This is a genomic window from Phaeospirillum tilakii (genome assembly GCF_042683125.1).
Taxonomy (GTDB): Bacteria; Pseudomonadota; Alphaproteobacteria; order Rhodospirillales; family Magnetospirillaceae; genus Phaeospirillum; species Phaeospirillum tilakii.
In genome coordinates this window covers 29,342-51,606 of the sequence record NZ_JBHUIY010000008.1, presented here as the reverse complement: position 1 = coordinate 51,606, position 22,265 = coordinate 29,342, and the positions used below count along the sequence as shown (strand labels likewise).

Annotated in this window: 11 protein-coding genes; 6 read left to right on the top strand and 5 right to left on the bottom strand. The window is 72.1% G+C overall.

What is annotated here, in order from left to right; all coding sequences use genetic code 11:
- Positions 1–5: 5 nt before the first annotated feature.
- The 4 genes from ACFSNB_RS05900 to hisG form a co-directional block, all read right to left on the bottom strand.
- On the bottom strand, positions 6–590 hold the full coding sequence (locus ACFSNB_RS05900) for a Maf family protein (RefSeq protein ID WP_377315109.1): 585 nt from the start codon (positions 588–590) through the stop codon (positions 6–8).
- Positions 591–597: 7 nt separating this feature from the next.
- Positions 598–816, bottom strand: coding sequence for a translation initiation factor IF-1 (gene infA, locus ACFSNB_RS05895; RefSeq protein ID WP_008617671.1), 219 nt, complete (start codon positions 814–816; stop codon positions 598–600).
- A 109-nt stretch (positions 817–925) separates the two neighbouring features.
- On the bottom strand, positions 926–2,233 hold the full coding sequence (gene hisD / locus ACFSNB_RS05890) for a histidinol dehydrogenase (protein WP_377315108.1): 1,308 nt from the start codon (positions 2,231–2,233) through the stop codon (positions 926–928).
- Complete coding sequence (hisG, locus tag ACFSNB_RS05885; RefSeq protein WP_377315107.1) at positions 2,230–2,901, bottom strand: ATP phosphoribosyltransferase; 672 nt, start codon at positions 2,899–2,901, stop codon at positions 2,230–2,232. Before hisG ends, hisD begins: the two co-directional genes overlap by 4 nt.
- Positions 2,902–3,217: 316 nt before the next feature.
- On the opposite strand from hisG, the gene ACFSNB_RS05880 reads away from it, so the two are divergent.
- From ACFSNB_RS05880 to ACFSNB_RS05860, 5 genes are all read left to right on the top strand, one after another.
- Positions 3,218–4,567: a GH1 family beta-glucosidase gene (locus ACFSNB_RS05880; RefSeq protein WP_377315106.1), complete on the top strand. Its 1,350-nt coding sequence runs from the start codon at positions 3,218–3,220 to the stop codon at positions 4,565–4,567.
- A gap of 283 nt (positions 4,568–4,850) precedes the next feature.
- On the top strand, positions 4,851–15,956 hold the full coding sequence (locus ACFSNB_RS05875; RefSeq protein WP_377315105.1) for a beta strand repeat-containing protein: 11,106 nt from the start codon (positions 4,851–4,853) through the stop codon (positions 15,954–15,956).
- A 73-nt stretch (positions 15,957–16,029) separates the two neighbouring features.
- Positions 16,030–18,048 carry an O-linked N-acetylglucosamine transferase, SPINDLY family protein gene (locus tag ACFSNB_RS05870; RefSeq protein WP_377315104.1) on the top strand — a complete coding sequence of 673 codons (2,019 nt, stop codon included), beginning with the start codon at positions 16,030–16,032 and terminating at the stop codon, positions 18,046–18,048.
- Positions 18,049–18,059: 11 nt separating this feature from the next.
- Complete coding sequence (locus ACFSNB_RS05865; protein WP_377315103.1) at positions 18,060–18,737, top strand: S1 family peptidase; 678 nt, start codon at positions 18,060–18,062, stop codon at positions 18,735–18,737.
- A 310-nt stretch (positions 18,738–19,047) separates the two neighbouring features.
- Entirely contained in the window at positions 19,048–20,109 is a 1,062-nt protein-coding gene (locus tag ACFSNB_RS05860; RefSeq protein ID WP_377315102.1) for a cache domain-containing protein, read from the top strand.
- Positions 20,110–20,134: 25 nt separating this feature from the next.
- On the opposite strand, the gene ACFSNB_RS05855 is transcribed toward ACFSNB_RS05860, so the two are convergent.
- A complete protein-coding gene (locus ACFSNB_RS05855) occupies positions 20,135–21,424 on the bottom strand; it encodes an acid phosphatase (RefSeq protein WP_377315101.1) in 1,290 nt (429 codons plus the stop codon).
- Positions 21,425–21,888: 464 nt separating this feature from the next.
- On the opposite strand from ACFSNB_RS05855, the gene secG reads away from it, so the two are divergent.
- Entirely contained in the window at positions 21,889–22,233 is a 345-nt protein-coding gene (gene secG, locus ACFSNB_RS05850) for a preprotein translocase subunit SecG (RefSeq protein WP_377315100.1), read from the top strand.
- Positions 22,234–22,265 lie beyond the last annotated feature (32 nt).

The window sequence follows — 22,265 nt, the reverse complement described above, 5'->3', positions numbered from 1 at the left end:
CCCGCCTAGTTCCCTTGTCCGTCGAGCAGGGACGCCGTCTCGTAGAGCGGCAACCCGACGACATTGCTGTAGGACCCGGACAGCGCCCGGACGAAGCGCGCCGCCCGCCCCTGGATGGCGTAGCCGCCGGCCTTGCCGTGCCACTCGCCGCTGTCGAGATAGGCGGCGGTTTCCTCGGCCGTCAACCGCTTGAAGGTGACGGTGGTGGTGACCAGTCGCCGCCCGACCCGCCCATCGGGGCCGATCAGGCAGACGCCGCCCAGCACGCGGTGCCGCCGCCCCGACAGCAGATCGAGGCAGCGCCGCGCGGTGGCGACGTCCTCGGCCTTGGGCAAGGCGCGGCGGCCGCAGGCGACCACGGTATCGGCGGCAAGGACGAAGCACCCGGGGTGACGGCCGGCCACGGCGCGGGCCTTGGCCTCGGCGAGGCGTTCGGCCAGACGCGGCGGCAGTTCGTCGCGACCGGGGGTTTCGTCGATGTCGGCGGGGTCGATCGCCGCCGGTTCGAGGCCGATCTGCCGGAGCAGATCGATCCGCCGGGGCGAAGCCGAGGCCAGGACCAGCGGAACGCGTCCGCTCGGCTTGCTCATCACCGGCTTACTTGTAGCGGAAGGTGATACGGCCCTTGGTCAAGTCGTAGGGCGTCATTTCCACGTTGACCCGGTCACCGGCGAGAACGCGGATCCGGTTCTTGCGCATCTTGCCCGAGGTATGGGCAAGAATTTCATGGTCGTTGTCGAGCTTGACCCTGAACATGGCGTTGGGCAGAAGCTCCGTCACCGTGCCTGAAAACTCGATTACATCCTCTTTCGCCATCTGGCCTCCATCGGGGCTCCCTGCCGCGCGGGAAGATAAGTGAGCGTTCGCTTGGGTTTGGTCAAGCCTTTTCACACCGGGCGGAACGGCAGGCCGCCCGGCGCAAGGATCAGGCCTCGCCGGGATTGAGGCGGATCGCCACCGACAAGGCGTGGGCGCCGAGTCCCTCGGCCTCGGCCAGCCGCACCGCCGCCGGACCGATCCGCCGCAGCGACTGGGAATCGCAGCCGATCAGGGTGGTGCGCTTCATGAAATCGAGCACGCCGAGGCCGGAGGAGAACCGGGCCGAGCGCGCGGTGGGCAGGACGTGGTTGGGGCCGCCGACATAATCGCCGACCGCCTCGGGGGTGTAGCGGCCGAGGAAAATGGCGCCGGCATTGCGCACCCGCGCCGCCAGCGCCTCGGGCTCGGCCACCGCCAGTTCGAGATGCTCGGGGGCGATGCGATCGACCAGCGGCACCGCGTCGGCCAGGGTCGGCACCACGATCATCGCGCCGTGGCGGTCCCACGAGTCGCGGGCGATTGCCGCGCGCGGCAGGGTGGCGAGATGGGACTCGACCGCCCGGCCGACCTGCGCGGCGAAGGCGGCGTCATCGGTGATCAGGATGCTCTGGGCGGCGGTGTCGTGCTCGGCCTGGCTCAGCAGGTCGGCGGCGATCCAGCCGGGATCGTTGCCGCCATCGGCCACCACCAGGATCTCGGACGGGCCGGCGATCATGTCGATGCCGACGGTGCCGAACACCCGGCGCTTGGCCGCCGCGACCCAGGCATTGCCGGGGCCGACGATCTTGTCGACCGGGCGGATGGTTGCGGTGCCGTAGGCCAGCGCCGCCACCGCCTGGGCGCCGCCGACGCGGTAGATCTCGTCCACCCCGGCGATGCGGGCGGCGGCCAGCACCAGCGGGTTGAGCCGCCCATCGGGGGCCGGCACCACCATCACCAGACGCCCGACCCCGGCGGCCTTGGCCGGGATCGCGTTCATCAGCACCGAGGAGGGATAGGCGGCGGTGCCGCCCGGAACATAGAGCCCGGCGGCCTGGACCGGGGTCCAGCGCAGGCCGAGGCGCACCCCGGCCTCGTCAACGAAATGGTCGTCGCCCGGCACCTGCCGCTGGTGGAAGGCGCGGATGCGGGCGGCGGCGAGGTCGAGCGCGGCGAGCAGGGCCGGATCGCAGGCGGCGGCGGCGGCCTCGATCTCGGCCGGGGTGACCGCGAGGCCGGCGACGGCGAGGTCGAGCCGGTCGAACCGGGCGGTGTAGTCGAACAGGGCGGCATCGCCCCGGTCACGCACCTCGGCGATGATCGCGGCGACCTGGGCATCGACCTCGGCATCGGTCTCGCGCTTCATCGCCAGCAGGGCGGCGAAGTCGGCCTCGAAGCCAGGGGCGGCGGCGAACAGCAGGCGATCGGGTCTCATCGGGCGGCGCCCTCCCCCACCACGCGCCGGAACGCCTCGATCCAGCCGGTCAGTTCACCGGGACGGGTCTTCAGCGCGGGGCGGTTGACGATCAGACGGCTGGAAATCTGGGCCAGCACCTCGACCTCCTTGAGGCCGTTGGCGCGCAGCGTCGCCCCCGACGACACCAGATCGACGATGCGCGAACAGAGCCCGAGTGAGGGGGCCAGTTCCATCGCCCCGTTGAGCTTGACGCATTCGGCCTGGACGCCGCGCTGGGCGAAGTGACGCTTGGTCACCTCGGGATATTTGGTGGCGATGCGGACGTGGCTCCACTGGCCGGGATCGTCGGTGGCGGCGATGTCGTCCGGCTCGGCCACCGACAGCCGACAGCGGCCGATGCCGAGGTCGAGCGGCGCGTACAGCTCGGAATAATCGAATTCCATCAGCACATCGTTGCCGGCGATGCCGAGATGGGCGGCGCCGAAGGCGACGAAGGTGGCGACATCGAACGACCGCACCCGGATGATGTCGATCGAGGGATGGTTGGTGGCGAAGCGCAGCAGCCGGGTATGCGGGTCCTCGAACGCCGGCTCGGGCTCGATCCCGGCGGCGCGGACCAGGGGCAGGGCCTCGTCGAGAATCCGCCCCTTGGGCAGGGCGATCACCAATTTGTCTTGCGAGGGCACGTCGCGGTTCCAAAAATCGTTCCAGGCGGCTGGTGTTCTACAATTTTTCCCGCCCAGGTGCCACCCTTGTCACACACAGGGCTGGGTTCAGATGTTTAAGGCCCTCGGGGGAGACGCGGGCTCCGCCCGCACCCGCCAAGGGCCACAAGGCCCTTGGAACCCGTCGATGGTCGGGCACGGCGGCGCCAAGGGAATGGGATCCAAGGGCCCGTGGCCCTTGGCGGGCGTGGGCGGAGCCCACATCACCCCGGCTTGACCCGGTCGCGGGCGGGGCGGATGATTTTGCGGGACGGACGACACAAACGGGAGCACCGCGATGACCGCAACCGCGATGGGGCTGACGCTGCGTCCCGATTTCGTCTGGGGGGTTTCGACCTCGGCCTTCCAGATCGAGGGGGCGGTGGCCGAGGACGGGCGCGGGCCGTCGATCTGGGACACACGCTGTCGCGAGGCCGGCGGCATCGCCGACGGCAGCAACGCCGACATCGCCGCCGACCATTATCACCGCTGGCGCGAGGACATCGCCCTGATGCGCGAGATCGGGGTCGGCGCCTACCGCTTCTCGCTGGCCTGGCCGCGTCTGCTGCCGCGCGGGCGGGGCAAGGCCAATCCGGCCGGGCTCGATTTCTACGACCGGCTGATCGACGGGCTGCTCGAAGCCGGGATCGAGCCGTGGCTGTGTCTTTATCATTGGGACCTGCCGCAGGCGCTCGACGATCTCGGCGGCTGGACCAACCGCGACTGCGCCGGCTGGTACGCCGATTACGCCACCCTGGTGGCGCGGCGCTACGGCGACCGGGTCAGGCGCTTCGTCCCGTTCAACGAATATTCGGTGTTCACCCTGTTCGGCTACGCCATCCCGTGGGCGGCGCCGGGGGTGGCCGACCGCACCGCCCATCTGCGCGCGGTCCATCACGTCAATCTCGCCCATGGCGCCGGGGTCGATATCCTGCGCGACCACGTCAAGGGGGCGCTGATCGGCGGCATCCACAACCGGCAGGCGGTGCGGCCGGCCAGCGCCAGCGCCGAGGACCATGCCGCCGCCATCCGGCTCGACGCCCACTGGAACGGGGTGTTCTGCGATCCGCAGATCCTCGGCGCCTATCCCGAGGCGGTGGCCGAGGATTTCGAGCCCTATTGCCGGCCGGGCGATCTGGCCCGGATCTGCCGGCCGCAGGACTGGATCGGCCTCAATCATTACGGCCCGATCTTCGCCCGCGCCGATCCGACCCGGGTGTGGGGCTATGGCTGGGCCGACACCCCGCCCGCCCCGGTCGATCCGGCGATCGGCTGGCCGATCTTCCCCGAGGCCTTCACCGAGGAACTGCTGACCCTGCACCGGCGCTACCGCCTGCCGATCTACGTCACCGAGAACGGCTGCGGCGGCGGTGCCGGCTCGGAGCAACCCGACGCCGCCGGCGAAATCGCCGACACCCATCGCGTCGCCTATCTGCGCGCCTATCTCGCCGCCCTCGGCGCGGCGGTGGACCAGGGCGCCGACGTGCGCGGCTATTTCGTCTGGTCGCTGCTCGACGCCTTCGAATGGGGCTCGGGCTATGGGCCGCGCTTCGGGCTGGTCCATGTCGATTTCCCCACCGGCACCCGCCGCCTCAAGCAATCCGGCCGCTGGTACCGCGACCTGATCCAGCGATCGCCCAAGGGGTAACCGAGATCCGGCCGGACATCGCCTGAAACGCGGAAAGCCCGGGACGGCCTGAGGGCTCCTTGGTGAAAATTCCGTCCGTTTTCCCGCCGCGCCGAAAAAAATCAGTTTGTTCACAGGAAAATGATCCCGTCCGCGCCAAGCGCGGCGGGGTCATCCGTACCATCAGGCGAGGAAGGCCGTGCCCGCCCCCTCTCCCGGTCCGGCCGGCGCCCCCGCGCCAACCGAACCGGGGCCGTTCCGCAACGCCCCGCCCCGGGGGCGCCGCCTGGCAAGGAGTTCAGCCGTGGTCTCGTCGGTTTCTTCCTCGACCTATTCGAGCTACACCGCGTCCCAGATCGCCACCCTGTCCTCCACCCAGATCGCCGGGCTGACCTATGCCGACATCGCGGCGCTGACCTCGGCCCAGCTGGACGGGCTGACCACCGATCAGATCGCCGCGCTCAGCGCCACCCAATTGTCGTGGCTGTCGCTGACCCAGATGCGCGGGCTCGAAACCACCCAGATCGCCGCGCTGTCGGTCGGCCAGCTGAGCTTTTCCGCCACCCAGCTTTCGGTGCTCAACAACGCCCAGATCGAGGCGCTCGGCGCCGACGACATCGCCGCGCTGACCCCCACCCAACTGGCCGGGCTGACCCCGACCGAGATCGGCGCCCTGTCATCGACCCAGGCCGCCGCGCTGTCGGTCAGCCAGATCCGGGCGCTGTCCACCCTCCAGATCCGCGCCCTGTCGGCCGGCGCGGTGGCCGCGCTGTCCGCGACCCAGCTTGGCGCGCTCGGCGCGACCCAGATCGGCGCGATGCAGCCGGCCCAGGTGGCGGCGCTGACCCCCGACCAGATCGCGGTGCTGAGCCCGACCCAGATCGCCGCGCTGACCAGCACCACCATCGCCGCGCTGGGCGCGGCCCAGGTCGAGACGCTGTCGGCCGCGCAATTGTCGGCGCTGTCGGCCACCACCCTGCGCGGCATCACCCAGACCGAAATCGACAGCCTGAGCCAGACCCAGCTCGCCGCGCTGAGCGCCACCCAGCTCGCCGCCCTCACCGTCACCGCGATCGGCTCGCTCGACAGCACCCAGGTGACCGGGCTGACCAACAGCCAGATCGCCGGCCTCAGCCAGACCCAGATCGCCGCGCTCAGCACCGACGCGGTGTGCGCGCTGAGCCAGACCCAGGTCCAGGGGCTGACCCTGACCCAGCTGCTCGGCCTGACCGTCGCCGACATCGCCGCGCTGTCGGACAGCGACCTCGACGAACTGAGCCGGACCCAGCTGGCCGCCCTCACCGTCACCCAGATCCGGGGCCTGTCGGGCGAGCAGATCGCCAGCCTCGACGCCGACCAGTTCGCCGCGCTGTCCGCCACCGCCCTGGGCGGGCTGACCACCACCCAGGCCGCCCAATTGACCACCAGCCAGATCGCCCAGCTGAGCGCGACCCAGCTCGCCGGGCTGACCAGCACCCAGATCAAGGCGATGGGCACCGGCCAGATCACGATGCTGTCGGTCGATCAGCTGGCGGTGCTGACCACCACCCAGCTCAAGGGCATCACGGCGGACCAGCTCGGGGCGCTGACCACCACCCAGTTCGCCGCGCTGATCCCCTCGCAGCTGGCGGCGCTGACGGTGACCGCGATCGCCGGCCTGACCGAGACCGAGGTGGCGGCGCTGTCCCCGTCCCAGATCTGCGGCCTCGCCCCCACCCTGCTGGCGCGGCTGTCGACCACCACCCTCGGCGCGATGAGCCCCGAGCAGATCGCCGCGCTCGACGTCAACCAGATCCGCTCGCTGTCGATCGCCACCCTGTCGGGCCTCAACACCAGTTGGGTGGCGGCGCTGACCCCGACCCAGATCGGCTGGTTCACCACCACCCAGATCCAGGGCCTGACCGTCGATCAGTTGGCGGCGCTCGACACCACCCGCTTCGCCGCCCTGACCACGGCCGAGCTGTCCGGCCTGACCGCCGGCCAGATCCGCCAGTTCGACACCACCATGATCGCCCGGCTGTCCACGACCCAGATGCAGGGGCTGACCAGCACCGCCCTGGCGGCGCTGAACGAGGAGCAGATCGGCGCGTTGTCCACCGCCCAGCTGGCGGTGCTGTCCGCCACCCAGATGCGGGGACTGACCAGCACCGAGGTGGCGACGCTGTCGACCACCCAGCTGGCCGCGCTCAGCTCGACCCAAATTGCCGGCCTGACCGTCACCGCGATCGCCGGGCTCGACGCCACCGGCGCCGCGATCCTGTCGGTCACCCAGCTCGACGGCCTGAGCCCGAGCCAGATCGCCAGCCTGACCACCACCGCGCTCAACGCGCTCGGGGCCGAGCAGATCCACTCGCTCACCCCCACCCAGATCGCCGGCCTCAACAGCGGCCAGCTGGCCGGGCTGACCACGACGGAGGTCAACCTGCTGAGCACCAGCCAGCTCGCGGCGCTGACCTCGGTCGCGGTGCGCGGGCTGACCCCCGAGGCGTTCGCCGCGCTCGACCCGACCCTGCTGGCCGCCCTCACCCCGCTCCAGCTCTGCGGCATGACCCTGACCCAGGTCAGCGCGATCCCGCCCACCCAGTTCGCCCGGCTCAGCACCACCCAGCTGCGCGGCTTCAACTGGACCGAGATCTCGGCGCTGACCGTCTCGCAGCTGACCGCCCTGGCGCCGACCCAGATCGGCGCGCTGACCAACACCCAGCTTTACGGCCTGTCGAGCGACATGTTCGGCGCGCTGAGCGCCACCCAGATCGCCGGGCTGACCAACACCCAGATCGCCAGCCTGACCGCCACCGCGCTGGCCGGGCTGACCGAAAGCCAGGTGGCGGCGCTGTCGACCTCCCAGCTCGCCGCCCTGTCCGCCGGCCAGATGGGCCTGCTGAGCGGCACCGCCGTGGCGGCGCTGAGCGCGACCCAGGTCGCCAGCCTGACCACCACCCAGATCAAGGGCCTGACCAGCAGCGTGCTCGGCGGCCTGTCGAGCACCGACCTGTCCGAACTGATCGCCACCCAGCTCGCCAACCTGACCACCACCCAGATCCGGGGCCTCAGCGGAGAGCAGCTCGCCGGCCTCAGCGTCACCGAACTGGCCACCCTGACCAGCACCGAACTGGGGGCGCTGACCGCGGCCCAGATCGGCGCCCTCACCACCACCCAGCTCGGCCTGCTGACCCCGCTCCAGGTGCGCGGACTGAGCGGCGGCCAGATCTCCGCCCTGTCGGCCGAGCAGCTCGCCGTGCTGACCGCGACCCAGGTCGCCAGCCTGACCCCGACCCAGATCGGCGGGCTGTCCAGCACCACCCTGGCGGCGCTGACCGAGACCCAGCTCGCGGCGCTGTCCAGCACCCAGGTCGGCGCGCTCACCCCCACCGCGATCGCCGGGCTGACCGCGACCCAGGCCAGCGGGCTGACCACCACCCAGCTGAAGGGCCTGACCCCGGCCGGGCTCGGCGCGCTCAGCCCGACCAGCTTCGCCGCCCTCGGCGACAGCCAGATCGCCGGCCTCACCACCACCCAGATCCGCGGCCTGACCGCCGCCGACATCGCCGCGCTGTCGGCGTCCTCGCTGGCCGAGCTGACCGCGACCCAGTTCGGCGCGCTGACCGCGACCCAGATCCAGGGCCTGACCGGCGAGCAGCTCGCCGGCCTGACCCCGGACCAGCTCGCCACCCTGGCCGGCACCCAGCTGGCGGCGCTGACCGCCGCCCAGATCGGGTCGCTGACCCCGACCCAACTGGCCCAGCTGACCACCACCCAGATCCGCGGCTTCGCCACCACCCAGCTCGCCGCCCTGGGCCAGAGCCAGGTGCGGGGGCTGACCACCAGCCAGATCGCCGGCCTGACCACCACCCAGATCCGGCTGCTGACCGCCACCGGGGTGGGGGCGCTGACCGCCGACCAGCTCGCCGCCCTGTCGACCTATCAGATCGCCGCCCTCACCCCGACCGGGCTCGGCGGCCTCGATTCGACCCAGAGCGGGGCGCTGACCGCCACCCAGCTGAAGGCGCTGGCCAGCAGCCAGCTCGCCGCCCTCACCACCACCGCGTTCGACGCCCTCGACGCCGATCAGATCGCCGCGCTGTCAACCTATCAGATCCGGGGCCTGACCAGCGCCCAGATCGCCGGCCTGACCATCGACGACCTCGCCGAACTGAGCACCACCCAGCTGGCGGCGCTGACCGCCACCCAGATCCGCGGCCTGACCAGCGAGCAGATCGGCGCGCTCGATTCCACCCAGCTGGCGGCGCTGACCACCACCGAGCTGTCCGGCCTGACCACCAGCCAGATCGGGGCGTTGTCCACCAGCCAGCTCGGCCTGCTGACCACCACCCAGATTCGCGGCCTGACCAGCACCTGCCTCGCCGCGCTGTCGGCCGACCAGTTGGGCGCGCTGTCGACCGATCAGATCGCCGGCCTGTCCACCACCCAGGTGCGGGGGCTGACCGGCACCAGCCTCGCCACCCTGACCCCCGACCAGATCGCCGCGCTGACCACCACCCAGATCGCCAACCTGACCGTCACCGCGCTCGCCGGCCTGACCGAGACCGGGGTGGGCGCGCTGTCCACCACCCAGATCCGGGCGCTGGCCAGCAGCCAGATCGGGGCGCTGACCTCGACCGCGTTCGACGCGCTCAACGCCAGCCAGATCGCGGTGCTGACCACCACCCAGATCATGGGCCTGACCAGCACCGCGCTGTCCGGCCTGTCGAGCGCCGATCTGGCCGAGTTCAACACCACCCAGCTGGCCGCGCTGTCGGCGGCCGGCACCGCCGGGCTCGGCGGCGACGAGATCGCCGCCCTCACCCCCACCCAGCTGGCCGCGCTCAGTTCGACCAGCATCGCCGGACTGACCACCACCCAGCTCGCCGCGCTGTCCCCCAGCCAGATCGCCGCCCTGACCGCCACCCAGATCAAAGGCCTGAGCGCCGGCCAGATCGCCAGCCTGTCGCCCGAGCAGGTCGCCGCCTGGTCGAGCAGCCAGGTCGCCAGCCTGACCACCACCCAGCTCCAGGGCCTGACCGCGACCCAGCTCGCCGCGTTCTCCACCGGCGAACTGGCCGGCCTGTCGACCACCGCCCTGGCCGGGCTGACCCCCGCCCAGCTCGCGGCGCTGTCCGGCCCGATGCTGGCGGCGCTGAGCGAAAGCCAGCTCGCCGCCCTGTCGAGCACCCAGATCGGCGCCCTCGCCCCCAGCGCGCTGGCGGCGCTGCCGGCGACCCGGCTCGGCCAATTGTCGACCACCCAGATCAAGGGGGTGACCGCCACCGAACTGGCCGCGCTGTCGGTCACCGGGCTGGCCGCGCTGTCGACCAGCCAGCTGGCCGCCCTCTCCGCCACCGCGCTGAAGGGGCTGGAGAGCGAGCAGATCGAGGCGCTGAGCGCCACCCAGCTGGCCGCGCTGACCAGCAGCCAGCTGGCGGCGCTGACCAGCACCGGCCTCGCCGAACTGTCGGCCACCCAATTGGCCCGGCTCACCACCACCCAGATCCGGGGGCTGAGCGCGACCCAGCTCGGCGGGCTCGGCGCCGACCAGCTCGCCGCCCTGACCCAGACCCAGATGGCGGCGCTGACCGCCACCCAGCTGGCCGGCCTCACCGGCACCGAGGTGGCGGCGCTGCGCGCGACCCAGCTCGCCGCCCTGTCCGGCACCGCCCTGGCCGGGCTGACCACCGGGGCGATCGCCGGCCTGACCGCGACCCAGGCCGCCGGCCTGACCCCCACCCAGCTGGCCGGGCTGACCCCGGCCCAGCTGTCGGCGCTGGGCGCGGACAGCTTCAGCGCCCTCAACGCCACCCAGATGGCGGCGCTGTCCACCACCCAGATCCGGGGGCTCGGCACCACCGACCTTGCCGACCTGACCGTCACCGACCTCGCCGAATTGACCACCACCCAGCTCGGGGTGCTGACCGCCACCCAGCTGGCCGGCCTCGGCCTCGACCAGATCACCGCCCTGTCGGCGACGGCGCTGGCGGCGCTCAGCTCGACCGCGCTGCGCGGGCTGACCTCCGACCAGATCCAGGCGCTGACCACCACCCAGCTCGGCCTGTTGAACGCGACCCAGCTGAAGGGGCTGTCCAGCACCGAGATCGGCGCGCTGACCACCACCCAGCTCGCCAGCCTGACCCCCTCCCAGCTGGCCAGCCTGACCAGCACCGCGATCGCCGGCCTGACCGAAAGCCAGACCGCCGGCCTCAGCCCGGCCCAGGTGGCGGCGCTGTCCACCAGCCAGCTGCGCGCGGTGCCGGCCGCCGCGCTGGCGGCCCTGTCCACCACCCAGTTGGCCGGGCTGTCCTCCGGCCAGCTCGCCGCCCTGACTGCCGCGCAGATGGCGGCGCTCGGCACCGACCAGATCCGGACCCTGTCGACCACCCAGATCGCCGCGCTCGCCACCACCGAGATCGCCGCCCTGACCGCGACCCAGGCCCACGCCTTGACCACCACCCAGCTCGCCGCGTTCTCCACCAGCCAGCTGGCGGCGCTGTCGAGCGGGGCGATCGGCGGCCTTGACGACACCCAGGTCGCGGCGCTGTCGGCCGGCGGCCTCGCCAGCCTGACCGCGACCCAGATCGCCGCCCTCGCCACCACCGCGATCGCCGCGCTGTCGGCCACCCAGCTGGCCGCGCTGACCACCACCCAGATGCGGGCGCTGACCGCGGCCGAGGCCGGCGCGCTGACCGCGACCCAGCTGACCGCGCTGACCACCCGCCAGCTTGGCGCGCTGTCGGCCACCGCCGCCGCCGGGCTGGGCAGCAGCCAGATCGCCGCGCTGGCCACCAGCCAGATCGCCGCGCTCGCCACCACCCAGATCGCCGCGCTGTCCCCGGCCGCGCTGGCCGGCCTGTCCGGCACCGCCATCGCCGCGCTCGGCACCAGCCAGGTCGCCGCGCTGACCGCGACCCAGGTCGGCGCCCTGTCCACCACCCAGCTGGCGGCGTTGTCCCCCGCCCAACTGGCCGCGCTCGACAGCGGCGACCTCAACCGCCTGACCGCCACCCAGCTGGCGGCGATGACCCCGAGCCAGATCGCCACCCTGTCGACCGGCCAGATCGCCGGCATCCCCACCACCGCGCTGGCGGCGCTGTCCGCCGCCCAGCTCGCCGCGCTGACCACCAGCCAGATCGCCGCGCTGTCCCCGACCCAGCTTGCCAGTCTGACCGCCACCGCGGCGGCGGCGCTCGCCGCCACCCAGATCGCCCGCCTGACCACCACCCAGCTGGCCGCCCTGTCCACCAGCGCGATCGCCGCCCTGTCGCCCGACCAGCTCGCCGGCCTGTCGCGGACCCAGCTGGCCAACCTCGCCACCAGCCAGATCGCCGCGCTGACCACCAGCCAGATCGCCGGCCTGTCCACCACCCAGATCGCCAGCCTGACCCCCACCGAGATCGGCGGGCTGGTCGATACCCAGGTCGCCACCCTGTCCACCACCCAGCTGGCCGCCCTGACCGCGACCCAGTTGGCCGCGCTCGGCACCGGCGGGATCGGCGGGCTGTCCACCAGCCAGATCGCCGCGCTCGCCACCACCCAGCTGGCCGGGCTGACCCCCACCCAGCTGAACGCCCTCGGCTACCGTCAGATCGCCGCCCTGACCGTCACCGAGATCGCCGGCCTGACCACCACCCAGATCAAGGGGCTGTCGAGCGGCGCGCTCGCCAACCTGACCACCACCCAGATCGCCGCCTTCTCCCCCACCCAGATCGGCGCCCTGTCCACCGCCGCGCTGGCCGGGCTGACCTCGGCCCAGGCGGCGGCGCTGACGCCGACCCAGCTCGCCAGCCTGGGCACGACCCAGATCGCCGCCCTCTCCACCACCGCGATCAGCGGCCTCTCCACCACCGAGATCGCCGCCCTGTCGACCCGGCAGGTGGCGGCGCTGGCCGCAACCCAACTGGCGGTGCTGACCGCCCGCCAGCTCGGCGCCCTGACCCCGTCCCAATTTGACGCGCTGACCCCGACCGCGCTCGCCGGCCTCGGCGACACCCAGGTCGCCGCGCTGTCCGCCAGCCAGCTGGCCGAACTGACGCCGAGCCAGATCGCCGCCCTGTCCGCCACCGCGATCCGCGGCCTGACCGGCGGCGCGATCGCCGGCCTGTCCACCACCCAGCTGGCGGCGTTGACCACGACCCAGCTCGGCGCGCTTGATGACGGTCAGGTGGCGGCGCTGTCCACCACCGCCCTGGCCGCGCTGGCCCCGACCCAGGTCGCCGCGCTGGCCCCCGGCGCGATCGACGCGCTGGCCCCGACCCAGATCGCCAGCCTGGCGATCACCCAGCTCGACGCGCTGACCACCAACCAGATCGCCGCCCTGACCCAGACCCAGCTGGCGGCGCTGACCACCAGCCAGCTGGTGTCGCTGTCCACCACCCAGATCGCCGCGCTGGCCGCGACCCAGGTCGATGCCCTGACCAGCGGCCAGCTGGCGGCGCTGACGCCCGACCAGCTCGCCGCCCTGTCGTCCGCCGGCGGCGGCGGCCTGTCCACCACCGACATCGCCGGGCTCAGCCTGACCCAGATCGCCGCGCTCAGCACCACCACCCTGGCCGCGCTCGGCACCACCCAGCTCGCCGCGCTGAACGCCACCGGGATCGCCGCGCTGTCCACCACCCAGCTGCGCGCCCTGACCCCGACCCAGCTCGCGGCGCTGTCGTCCGGCCAGATCGCCGCCCTGTCCACCACCCAGGTCGCCAGCCTGACCGCGACCGGACTGGCCGGGCTGACCAGCACCCAGCTGGCCGGGCTGTCGAGCGACCAGCTGGCCGCGCTGGCCCCCGCCCAGATCGCCGCGCTGTCGACCGGCGCGGTCACCGGCCTGACCCCGGCCGAATTCGCCCTGCTGTCGACCCAGCAGCTGGCGGCGCTGACCAGCGGCCAGATCGCCGCCCTCTCCACCACCCAGGTGGCGGCGCTGACGGCGGGCGAACTGGCGGCGCTGAGCGCCACCGGGATCAGCGGCCTGACCGAGACCCAGATCGCCGCGCTCAGCACCACCCAGCTGGCCGCCTTCAACACCACCCAGATCGCCGCGCTCGGCCCCACCGCCGTCGGCGGCCTGACCGCGACCCAGATCGCCAGCCTGACCACCACCCAGCTCAACCAGCTGACCGCGACCGAACTGGCGGCGTTCTCGACCACCCAACTGGCGGCGCTCTCCTCCACCCAGTTGGCCGGGCTGACCACCACCGCGATCGCCGGGCTGACCGCGACCGAACTGGGGGCGCTGACCACCGCCCAGCTCGCCGCCCTGTCCACCCGCCAGATCGCCGCGCTGGGCCAGACCCAGATGCGCGGCCTGACCAGCACCGGGCTGGCCAGCCTGTCGGCCAGCCAGCTGGCGGCGCTGTCCACCAGCCAACTGGCCGGGCTGACCGCCACCGCGATCGTCGGCCTGTCGGCGGCCCAGCTCGACGCCCTGACCACCACCCAATTGGCGGCGCTGACCCCGACCCAGGCCGGCGCGCTGACGGCCAGCCAGCTGGCCAGCCTTGATTCGACCCAGATCGGCGCGCTGTCGGCCGCCGCGATCGCCGGCCTGACCTCGACCGAGGTCGCCGGGCTGGCCACCACCCAGCTGGCGGCGCTGTCCACCACCCAGATCGCCGCGCTGTCGGCCACCGCGATCCGGGGGCTCGACCCGACCCAGTTCGACTCGCTCGCCGCCAGCCAGCTTGCCGCGCTGACCGCGACCGAGCTGGCGGCGCTGTCCACCACCCAGATCGCCGCGCTGTCCACCACCCTGCTGGCGGCGCTGGCGCCGACCCAGATCGCCGCCCTGACCGCGACCGGGCTGGGGGCGCTGTCCACCACCCAGATGGCGGCGCTGTCGACCACCCAGATCGCCGCGCTGTCGATCGACGCGATCGGCGGACTGACCGCCGACCAGCTGGCCGGGCTGACCGGGGCGCAATTGGCCACCCTGTCCACCCGCCAGATCGCCGCGCTGTCGACCAGCGCGATCAAGGGGCTCGCCCCCAGCCAGCTCGACGCGCTGTCGACCCGGCAGCTGGCCGCCCTGACCGCGACCGAGCTGGGCGCGCTCTCCACCACCCAGATCGGCCAGTTGTCCACCACCCTGCTGGCGGCGCTGGCGCCGGCCCAGATCGCCGGTTTGACCGACACCCAGGTGGCGATGCTGTCGTCCAGCCAGCTGGCCGCGCTGACCACCAGCCAGATCGCCACCCTGTCGCCCACCGGGGTCGCCGGCCTGACCGCGACCCAGATCGCCCAGCTTTCGACCACCCAGCTCCAGGCGCTGACCGCGACCGGGATCGCCGCCCTGTCGAACGCGGCGGTGGCCGGCCTGTCGGCCGACGAACTGGCGGCACTGACCACCACCCAGTTGCAGAGCCTGACCCGGACCCAGATCGGCAGCCTGACCACCGGCCAGCTCGGGCTGTTGACCACCACCCAGCTCGGCCTGCTGACCACCACCGAACTGTCGGGCCTGACCGCCACCCAGGTGGCGGCGCTGTCCAATGCCCAGCTGGCCGCGCTCGGCACCAGCCAGGTGTCCAGCCTGTCGCCCGCCGGGGTGTCGGGCCTGACCGCCGCCCAGGTCGCCGCGCTGGCCACCTCGCAACTGGGGGCGATGAGCGCGACCCAGATCGCCGCCTTGTCCACCACCGGCATCTCCGGCCTGACCCCCGGCCAGTTCGCCGCGCTGACCACCACCCAGTTCAGCAGCCTGTCGGCCACCGGCATCACCGGGCTGACCACCAGCCAGATCGCCGGCCTGACCACCACCCAGATCGGCCTGCTGACCACCACCGAACTGTCGGGCCTGACCGCGACCCAGATCGCCGCCCTGTCCACCACCCAGGTCGGCGACCTGACCCCGAGCCAGATCGCGGCGCTCGCCACCACCGCGATCGGCGGCCTGTCGGCCAGTCAGATCGGCGCGCTCAGCTCGACCCTGCTGACCAGCCTGACCGCGAGCCAGATCGGCGCGCTGTCGACCACCCAGATCGGCCAGCTCGGCGCCGACCAGATCGGCCTTTTGACCACCGGCCAGATCGGCGGGCTGCAACGGATGCAGATCCGCGCGCTGGCCGCCACCCAGCTTGCCGCGCTGACCACCGGGCAGATCCAGGCGCTGTCGCCCGGGCAGGTCGGGTCGTTCTCCTCGACCGAGCTGCGGCAATTGGCCCCCACCCAGATCGCCACCCTGACCTCGACCCAGGTCGCCGGCCTCAGCGCCCCCGGGCTGGCGGTGGTGATCGACCAATTGTCGGCCACCCAGTTCGGCGCCATCACCACCACCACGATGGCGACGCTGACCACCACGGCGATCGCGGCGCTGACCACCACCGAGATCGATTATTTCAACGGCACCCAATTGGGCGCCCTCACCCCCACCCAACTCGCGGCGATGACTGAGGAACAGCGCGCCGCGGTTGCCGAGGCGATGGCCTGATCCCTATCCAGCCGTCCCCACCCCCCGCCGAACGCGGGGGGCGGCGGGACGGCGCCCGGAGAGCCCACCCCAGATGACCCGTGATGTCCTGACCCCCACGCTGTTGCAGTCGATGGCGCGGACCCTCAGCCTGATGGACCTGATCAAGAGCGCGGAAACCCTCAAGGCCACCGGCCAGACCGACTCGATCGTCACCCTTTACGCCACCTGGGTCGAACACAATGCCGACCATCCGCTGCTCTATGCCGCGCTGTTCAATTACGCGGTGATCCTGACCGAGCTCGGCCGGATCGACACCGCGCGGGACTGCCTGGAACGGGCGGTCGCCCTCAATCCCGATTTCCTGCCGGCCGCGATCAATCTCGGCCGGGTCTACGAGATCCAGGGCGCCACCGCGGTGGCGGTGGTGCAATGGTCGTCGGTGCTGCAGAAGCTGGCCCTGCTCAACGGCGGCGCGGTCACCCACAAGATCACCGCCCTCAACCAGATCGCCCGCACCCTGGAAACCGCCGCCCAGGACGACAGCGCCGAGGAGATGCTGCGCCAGAGCCTGGAGATCGATCCCTCCCAGCGCGAGGTGGCCCAGCATTACATCGCGCTGCGCCAGCGCCAGTGCGAATGGCCGGTGATGGTGCCGTGGGAGCGGGTCGGCCACGACACCCTGATGCGCGGCCTGTCGCCGCTGTCGGCGGCGGCGCTGGCCGATGATCCGCTGCTGCATCTCGCCGTCGCCGCCCATTACAACAAGGTCGATGTCGGCGACCCCCAGGCACCGATCACCGCCTGGCCGCGCGCCGCCGCCCATCAGGGCCCGCTCAGGATCGGCTATCTCTCCTCCGACCTGCGCGAACACGCGGTCGGGCAGCTGATGGCCGAGGTGCCGGTGCTGCACGACCGCGCCCGGGTCGAATTGTTCGCCTATTATTGCGGGCCGCACAGCAGCGACCCGATGCATGACGCCTTCAAGACCGCGTTCGACCACTGGCTCGACATCAACGCGCTCGACGACGCCACGGTGGCGCGGCGGATGGTCGAGGACGGGATCCAGATCCTGGTCGATCTCAACGGCTACACCCGCGAGGCCCGCCACCGCCTGCTGGCGCTGCGGCCGGCGCCGGTGATCGTCAACTGGCTGGGCTATCCCGGCACCCTGGCCAGCCCCTATCACCATTACCTGATCGCCGACGCGTGGATCATCCCGCCCGAGGACGAGATCCATTATTCGGAAAAGGTGGTGCGGCTGCCCTGCTACCAGCCCAACAACCGCCAGCGCCGCGCCGCGCCCCATCGCCCCGGCCGGGCCGAACTCGGCCTGCCCGAGCAGGGGCTGGTCTATTGCTGCTTCAACGGCAGCCACAAGATCACCCGCTTCATGTTCGAACGCTGGCTGCTGATCCTGTCGCAGGTGCCGGACAGCGTGCTGTGGCTGCTGGGCGGCTCCGAGGGGGCGCAGCAGCGGCTGCGCGACCACGCCGCCGCCCACGGCATCGACCCGGCCCGGCTGGTGTTCGCCGACAAGCGGGTCAATGCCGAGCATCTCGCCCGCTATCCCGCCGCCGACCTGTTCCTCGACACCTCGCCCTACGGCGCCCACACCACCGCCTCGGACGCGCTGTGGATGGGGGTGCCGGTGCTGACCCTGGCCGGGCGGTCGTTCGCGGCGCGGGTGTGCGGCAGTCTGGTGCGCGCCGCCGGCCTGCCCGAACTGGTGTGCGACGACGCCACCGCCTATGTCGAGCAGGCGATCGCGCTCGGCCGCGACCGCGCCCGGCTCCAGGCGCTGCGCGACCGTCTCGTCGCCGGGCGGGATCAGTGCGTGCTGTTCGACACCCCCGCTTTGGTGGCGGCGCTCGAGGCGCGCTATCACGAGATGTGGGCCGATTGCCAGGCCGGCCGCCTGCCCCGGCCCGATCTCGCCAATCTCGACGTCTATCTCGAAATCGGCGCCGCCACCCATTACGACGAAACCGACCTGCAAACGGTCGAGGATTATCACGGCTGGTGGCGCGACCGGCTGCGCCGGCGCCACCGGGTGCGGCCGATCGCGGCCGATGCCCGCCTGTTCCCGCCCAGCCTCGCCGCCGAAGCCTGAAGGATTCCTGGATGATGCGCCCCGCCCTGTTGCCGTCGCTGTTGCTGCTGTTCCTGCTGGCCGCCGCCCCGCCGGCCGCGGCCGGCCCCGGCCCGGCCGAAACCGGGGTGCGGGTCGAGAAGCCGGCCGGGGACGGGGTGCATTTCTCCCAGGGCTCGGGGGTCTATCTCGGCGGCGGGCTGGTGCTGACCGCCGCCCATGTCGTCAAGGTCGATCCCGGCTCGCCCCGGGTCACCGTGCTGCTCGACGGCCGCCGCCTCGACGCCACCCTGGTCCGCGACGGCCAGCAGGACGGAATCGATCTCGCCCTGCTGCGCCTGCCCGCCACCAGCCTCGACCCGGCGCGGCAGGCCCAGGCGGCGGTGACGCTGTGCCCCGACAATCCCGAACCGAGCCGCCCGGTCCAGGTCGCCGCGCTGGGCAGCGTCCGCAACGCCTTCACCATCCCCACCCCGCTCGACAGCGAGGGACCGCGCGACACCGGGGCCTGGACCAACATCCTGGCCACCGGCTTCAAACCGGGCAGCTCGGGCGGCGGGGTGTTCGACCCGCGCCGCTCCTGCCTATGGGGGATCCTGGCGGTCGAGATGAGCGGCCCGTCGAAGACCACCGGCCGCCAGCTCGACCTGACCGCCTTCGTCCCGGCCAGCCGGATCGAACCCTTCCTCGGCTCGCCGACGGCGGAATAACGGCGGGCCACCCCCCTTTTCGGTGATGTGGGCTCCGCCCACCCCCGCCAAGGGCCGCAAGGCCCTTGGAACCCCTTGATGGTCGGGCCCGGAAAGGCCTTTCCGCTTGGGCGCGGGCGCTGGTCGCGCGAAGGACAGGGAAAGGGATCCAAGGGCCTTCGGCCCTTGGCGGGTGCGGGCAGAGCCCGCGTGACACCGGCGGCCGGCTCTATGGCGATCGCCCGGTTATCCAATTCCTTATGGCGCCCCGCCCTTATGCCTATTAAACAGGCTCTTCTCGTTTTGCCTGTTTTATGAACGGAGGGGTGCGGTGAGTGAGGAAGGCGCGGACGGCCGCAACCGGCCGGAACGGATCATCGCGCTGTCGAAGGCGGTCCACGACGTCGCCACCAGCAAGATCGGCGAGATCAAGGCGGTCACCAGCGCCACCCGGATCCTGTCGCTCAACGCCCTGATCGAGGCCGCCCGCGCCGGCGAGGCCGGGCGCGGCTTCGCCGTGGTCGCGACCGAGGTCAAACGGGTATCGGAAACGATCAGCGCCATCACCCAGGCGCTGGAAGGCGAGCTGGCCGGCACCGTGCATGATCTGATGACCCTGGGCGAAACCATCATCCAGCAGATGCGCGGCTCGCGGCTGGCCGACCTCGCCCTCAACGCGATCGAGATCATCGACCGCAATCTGTATGAGCGCTCGTGCGACGTGCGCTGGTGGGCGACGGATTCGGCGGTGGTGGCCTGCGCCAGCGATCCCGGCCCGCGCCCGGCCGCCCACGCCGCCGAGCGGCTGGGGGTGATCCTTGATTCCTATACCGTCTATCTCGATCTGTGGATCATCGACCGCGCCGGCCGGGTGATCGCCAACGGCCGGCCGCGCCGCTATCCGCGCGCGGTCGGCACCGACGTCTCGGCCGAGGCATGGTTCCGCGAGGCGCTGGCCACCCGTGACGGCACCGCCTACGCCGTCGCCGACATCGCCACCACCCCCGCCCTCGACGGCGCGGCGGTGGCCACCTACGCCGCCGCGATCCGCGAGGGCGGCCGCACCGACGGCAGCCCGATCGGCGTGCTCGGCGTCTTCTTCGACTGGCAGCCCCAGGCCCAGGCGGTGGTCAAGGGCATCCGCCTCAGCGACGAGGAAAAGAAGCTGACCCGATGTCTGCTGGTCGATCAGGGCGGACGGGTGATCGCCGCCTCGGACGATCGCGGCCTGCTGACCGAGCGGGTCACCCTGCGCCACGGCGGCGCGACGATGGGCAGCTATCATTATGACGACGGCCGCACCGTCGGCTTCGCCCTCACCCCCGGCTACGAGACCTATCGCGGCCTCGGCTGGTACGGGGTGATCGTCCAGCAGCGCCCCGCCGAGGGCTGATCCCCCCGACGGAGCGCCGGCCCGGTCAGTGCGTCAGCAGCGCCGCCGCCCGATGCAGATCAAGACGCTGCCACGCCACCCCCTCGGCCTCGGCCGCGCCGAGCGGGAAGCCGGCCGGCAGCGCGGTGCTGCGCAGGATCTCGGCCAGATCGGCGACCGGCAAATCGGGCCGCAGCGGCGCCAGCAGCACCGCCGCCGCGAGCGGAGCCGGCAGCGGCCGATCGGTGGACTCGAGCCGGGCCAGACCGTAGGTCAGGGTGTAGGCGTGGAACGTCGCCGCCGCCGGCGCGGCCCACGGATCGGATTGCGGCCCGGCCGGACGGGCGCACACCACCAGCGCGACGCCGCATTCCTGCTCCAGCGCGGCGCGCAACTGGTCGCGGGCGGTGGCGAACAGCACCTGATAGGCCGGATCGGCCAGGAAACGGGACAGGGTGCGCTCGACGATCATCCGCGCGCCGATCAGGTCGAGCGGGTAATGCACCCCGAGCACCAGCCGCGAATAGCCGTAACCGGCGCCCCGGGCAACCAGGGCGGCATAGCGTTCCGGCAGCATCGCCGCCAGCAGCAGGGCGTCGGAGATGCCGGCATTGGTATGGCCGCTGGGGAAGGACCCGCCGGCCGCCTTGTAGGGCGCGCCGGTGGCGACGAAAATCGAGTCCGGCACCAGTTGGATCCGGTTGCCCGCCACCTCGAACGGCCGGCGGTAATCGAACGCCCGCTTGGCCGGGCCGGTCGAAATCGCGCTGGCCTTGATCAGCGCCGCCGCCTTGCCGATCCCGCCTTTTTCATAGGCGCGCAGGAAGGCCTCGCCCAGGCGCGGCCCCAGCGCCTCGGCCAGGAAGAACAGATGATTGATCCCGTAGGCGTCGTACAGCGCCTGCTCGCGTTCGGCCGGGCTGGCGGCGACGTTGATCGCCTCGACCCGATGCAGGTTGGCGTCGAGCGTCTCGCGCGGCAGAGCGCGGAACGGCGCCAGCAGGGCGATCCCGGCCTCCTGGGCCTCGGCCGTCGCCGCCTTGAAATCATAGCCGGTGGCGGCGAGCCAGGCCTGATCGGCCAGCGGCGCATCCTGGCGCGCGGCGTTGAGGCGCTCGTCGGTCAGCGGACCCTCGCCGACCACGCGGCGCAGCGCCGCCATCAGTCCGGCGCGTTCATGATCGCGCAGGGCGCGGAAGGCGGGATCGGTGCTGGCGGCGGTGACCCGGGCGAACGCCACCGGGTCGGCGGCGGGTCGGACCGGATCGGCGGCGAGCGGCGCCGCCCTCAGCAGCAGGAACGGCAGCAGCAGCAAGGTCAGGCGGACGGGCGTCATCAATGGCTCTCCCCCAGGGGCTTGATCGGAGGAAAGATCGAACCATGTCCGCCCCGTCGCGCCAAGCGCGGCGGCGTGATGTTGCCGTGACATCGCCCCGCCCGGGCCGCCACCGGACAGGGAAAAGCCCCGCGCCAGGGTGGGAAGCGCGGGGCTTTTGACTGATTCAGAGGCCCGATCGCCGGACGGGGAGTTCAAGCTCGCCCTTGGATCGGAAGGTACTGTCTGTCGAGTCGTGAACATCATGCCCACCCCCGCATTACGCCCGGATGGCGGGGGGATGATTTTTTTGTAATGCGTCAAAACCGCGACCGGCCGCCGCCGTGACAACTTTGCACTGGCCTTCGCGGGCCGCCGGGGCTACAAACAGCCCAACCGATTTGGACCTGACCCGGAAGGGGCGCCGCACCCGGGCCGCTTCCGCCTGGATGGATTCCCGATCTCACTTCCCTGGTGGATGCTTCATGGACGTCTTTCCGATCATTCTGGTGGTTCACATCCTCCTCGCCTTGTCCCTGGTCGGGGTGATTCTCCTCCAGCGCAGCGAAGGCGGCGCCCTGGGGATCGGCGGGGGTGGCAGCGGGCTGATGACCGGCCGGTCGGCCGGCAACCTGCTGACCCGGATCACCTCGATCATCGTCGCCCTGTTCTTCGCCACCAGCCTGGCCCTGGCGATGATCGCCAGCCATCGTTCGACCGGCACCTCGCCGTTCGATCGCCTGCAGGATGCGGCCGGCGCCCCGGCGTCGCAGCCGGCCCCGGCCGCTCCGGCGGAACCGGCGGCTCCCGCCGCGCCGCTGGCGCGCTGATCCGGGAAGTGTGCCGCCCGGCGCGCGTGCCC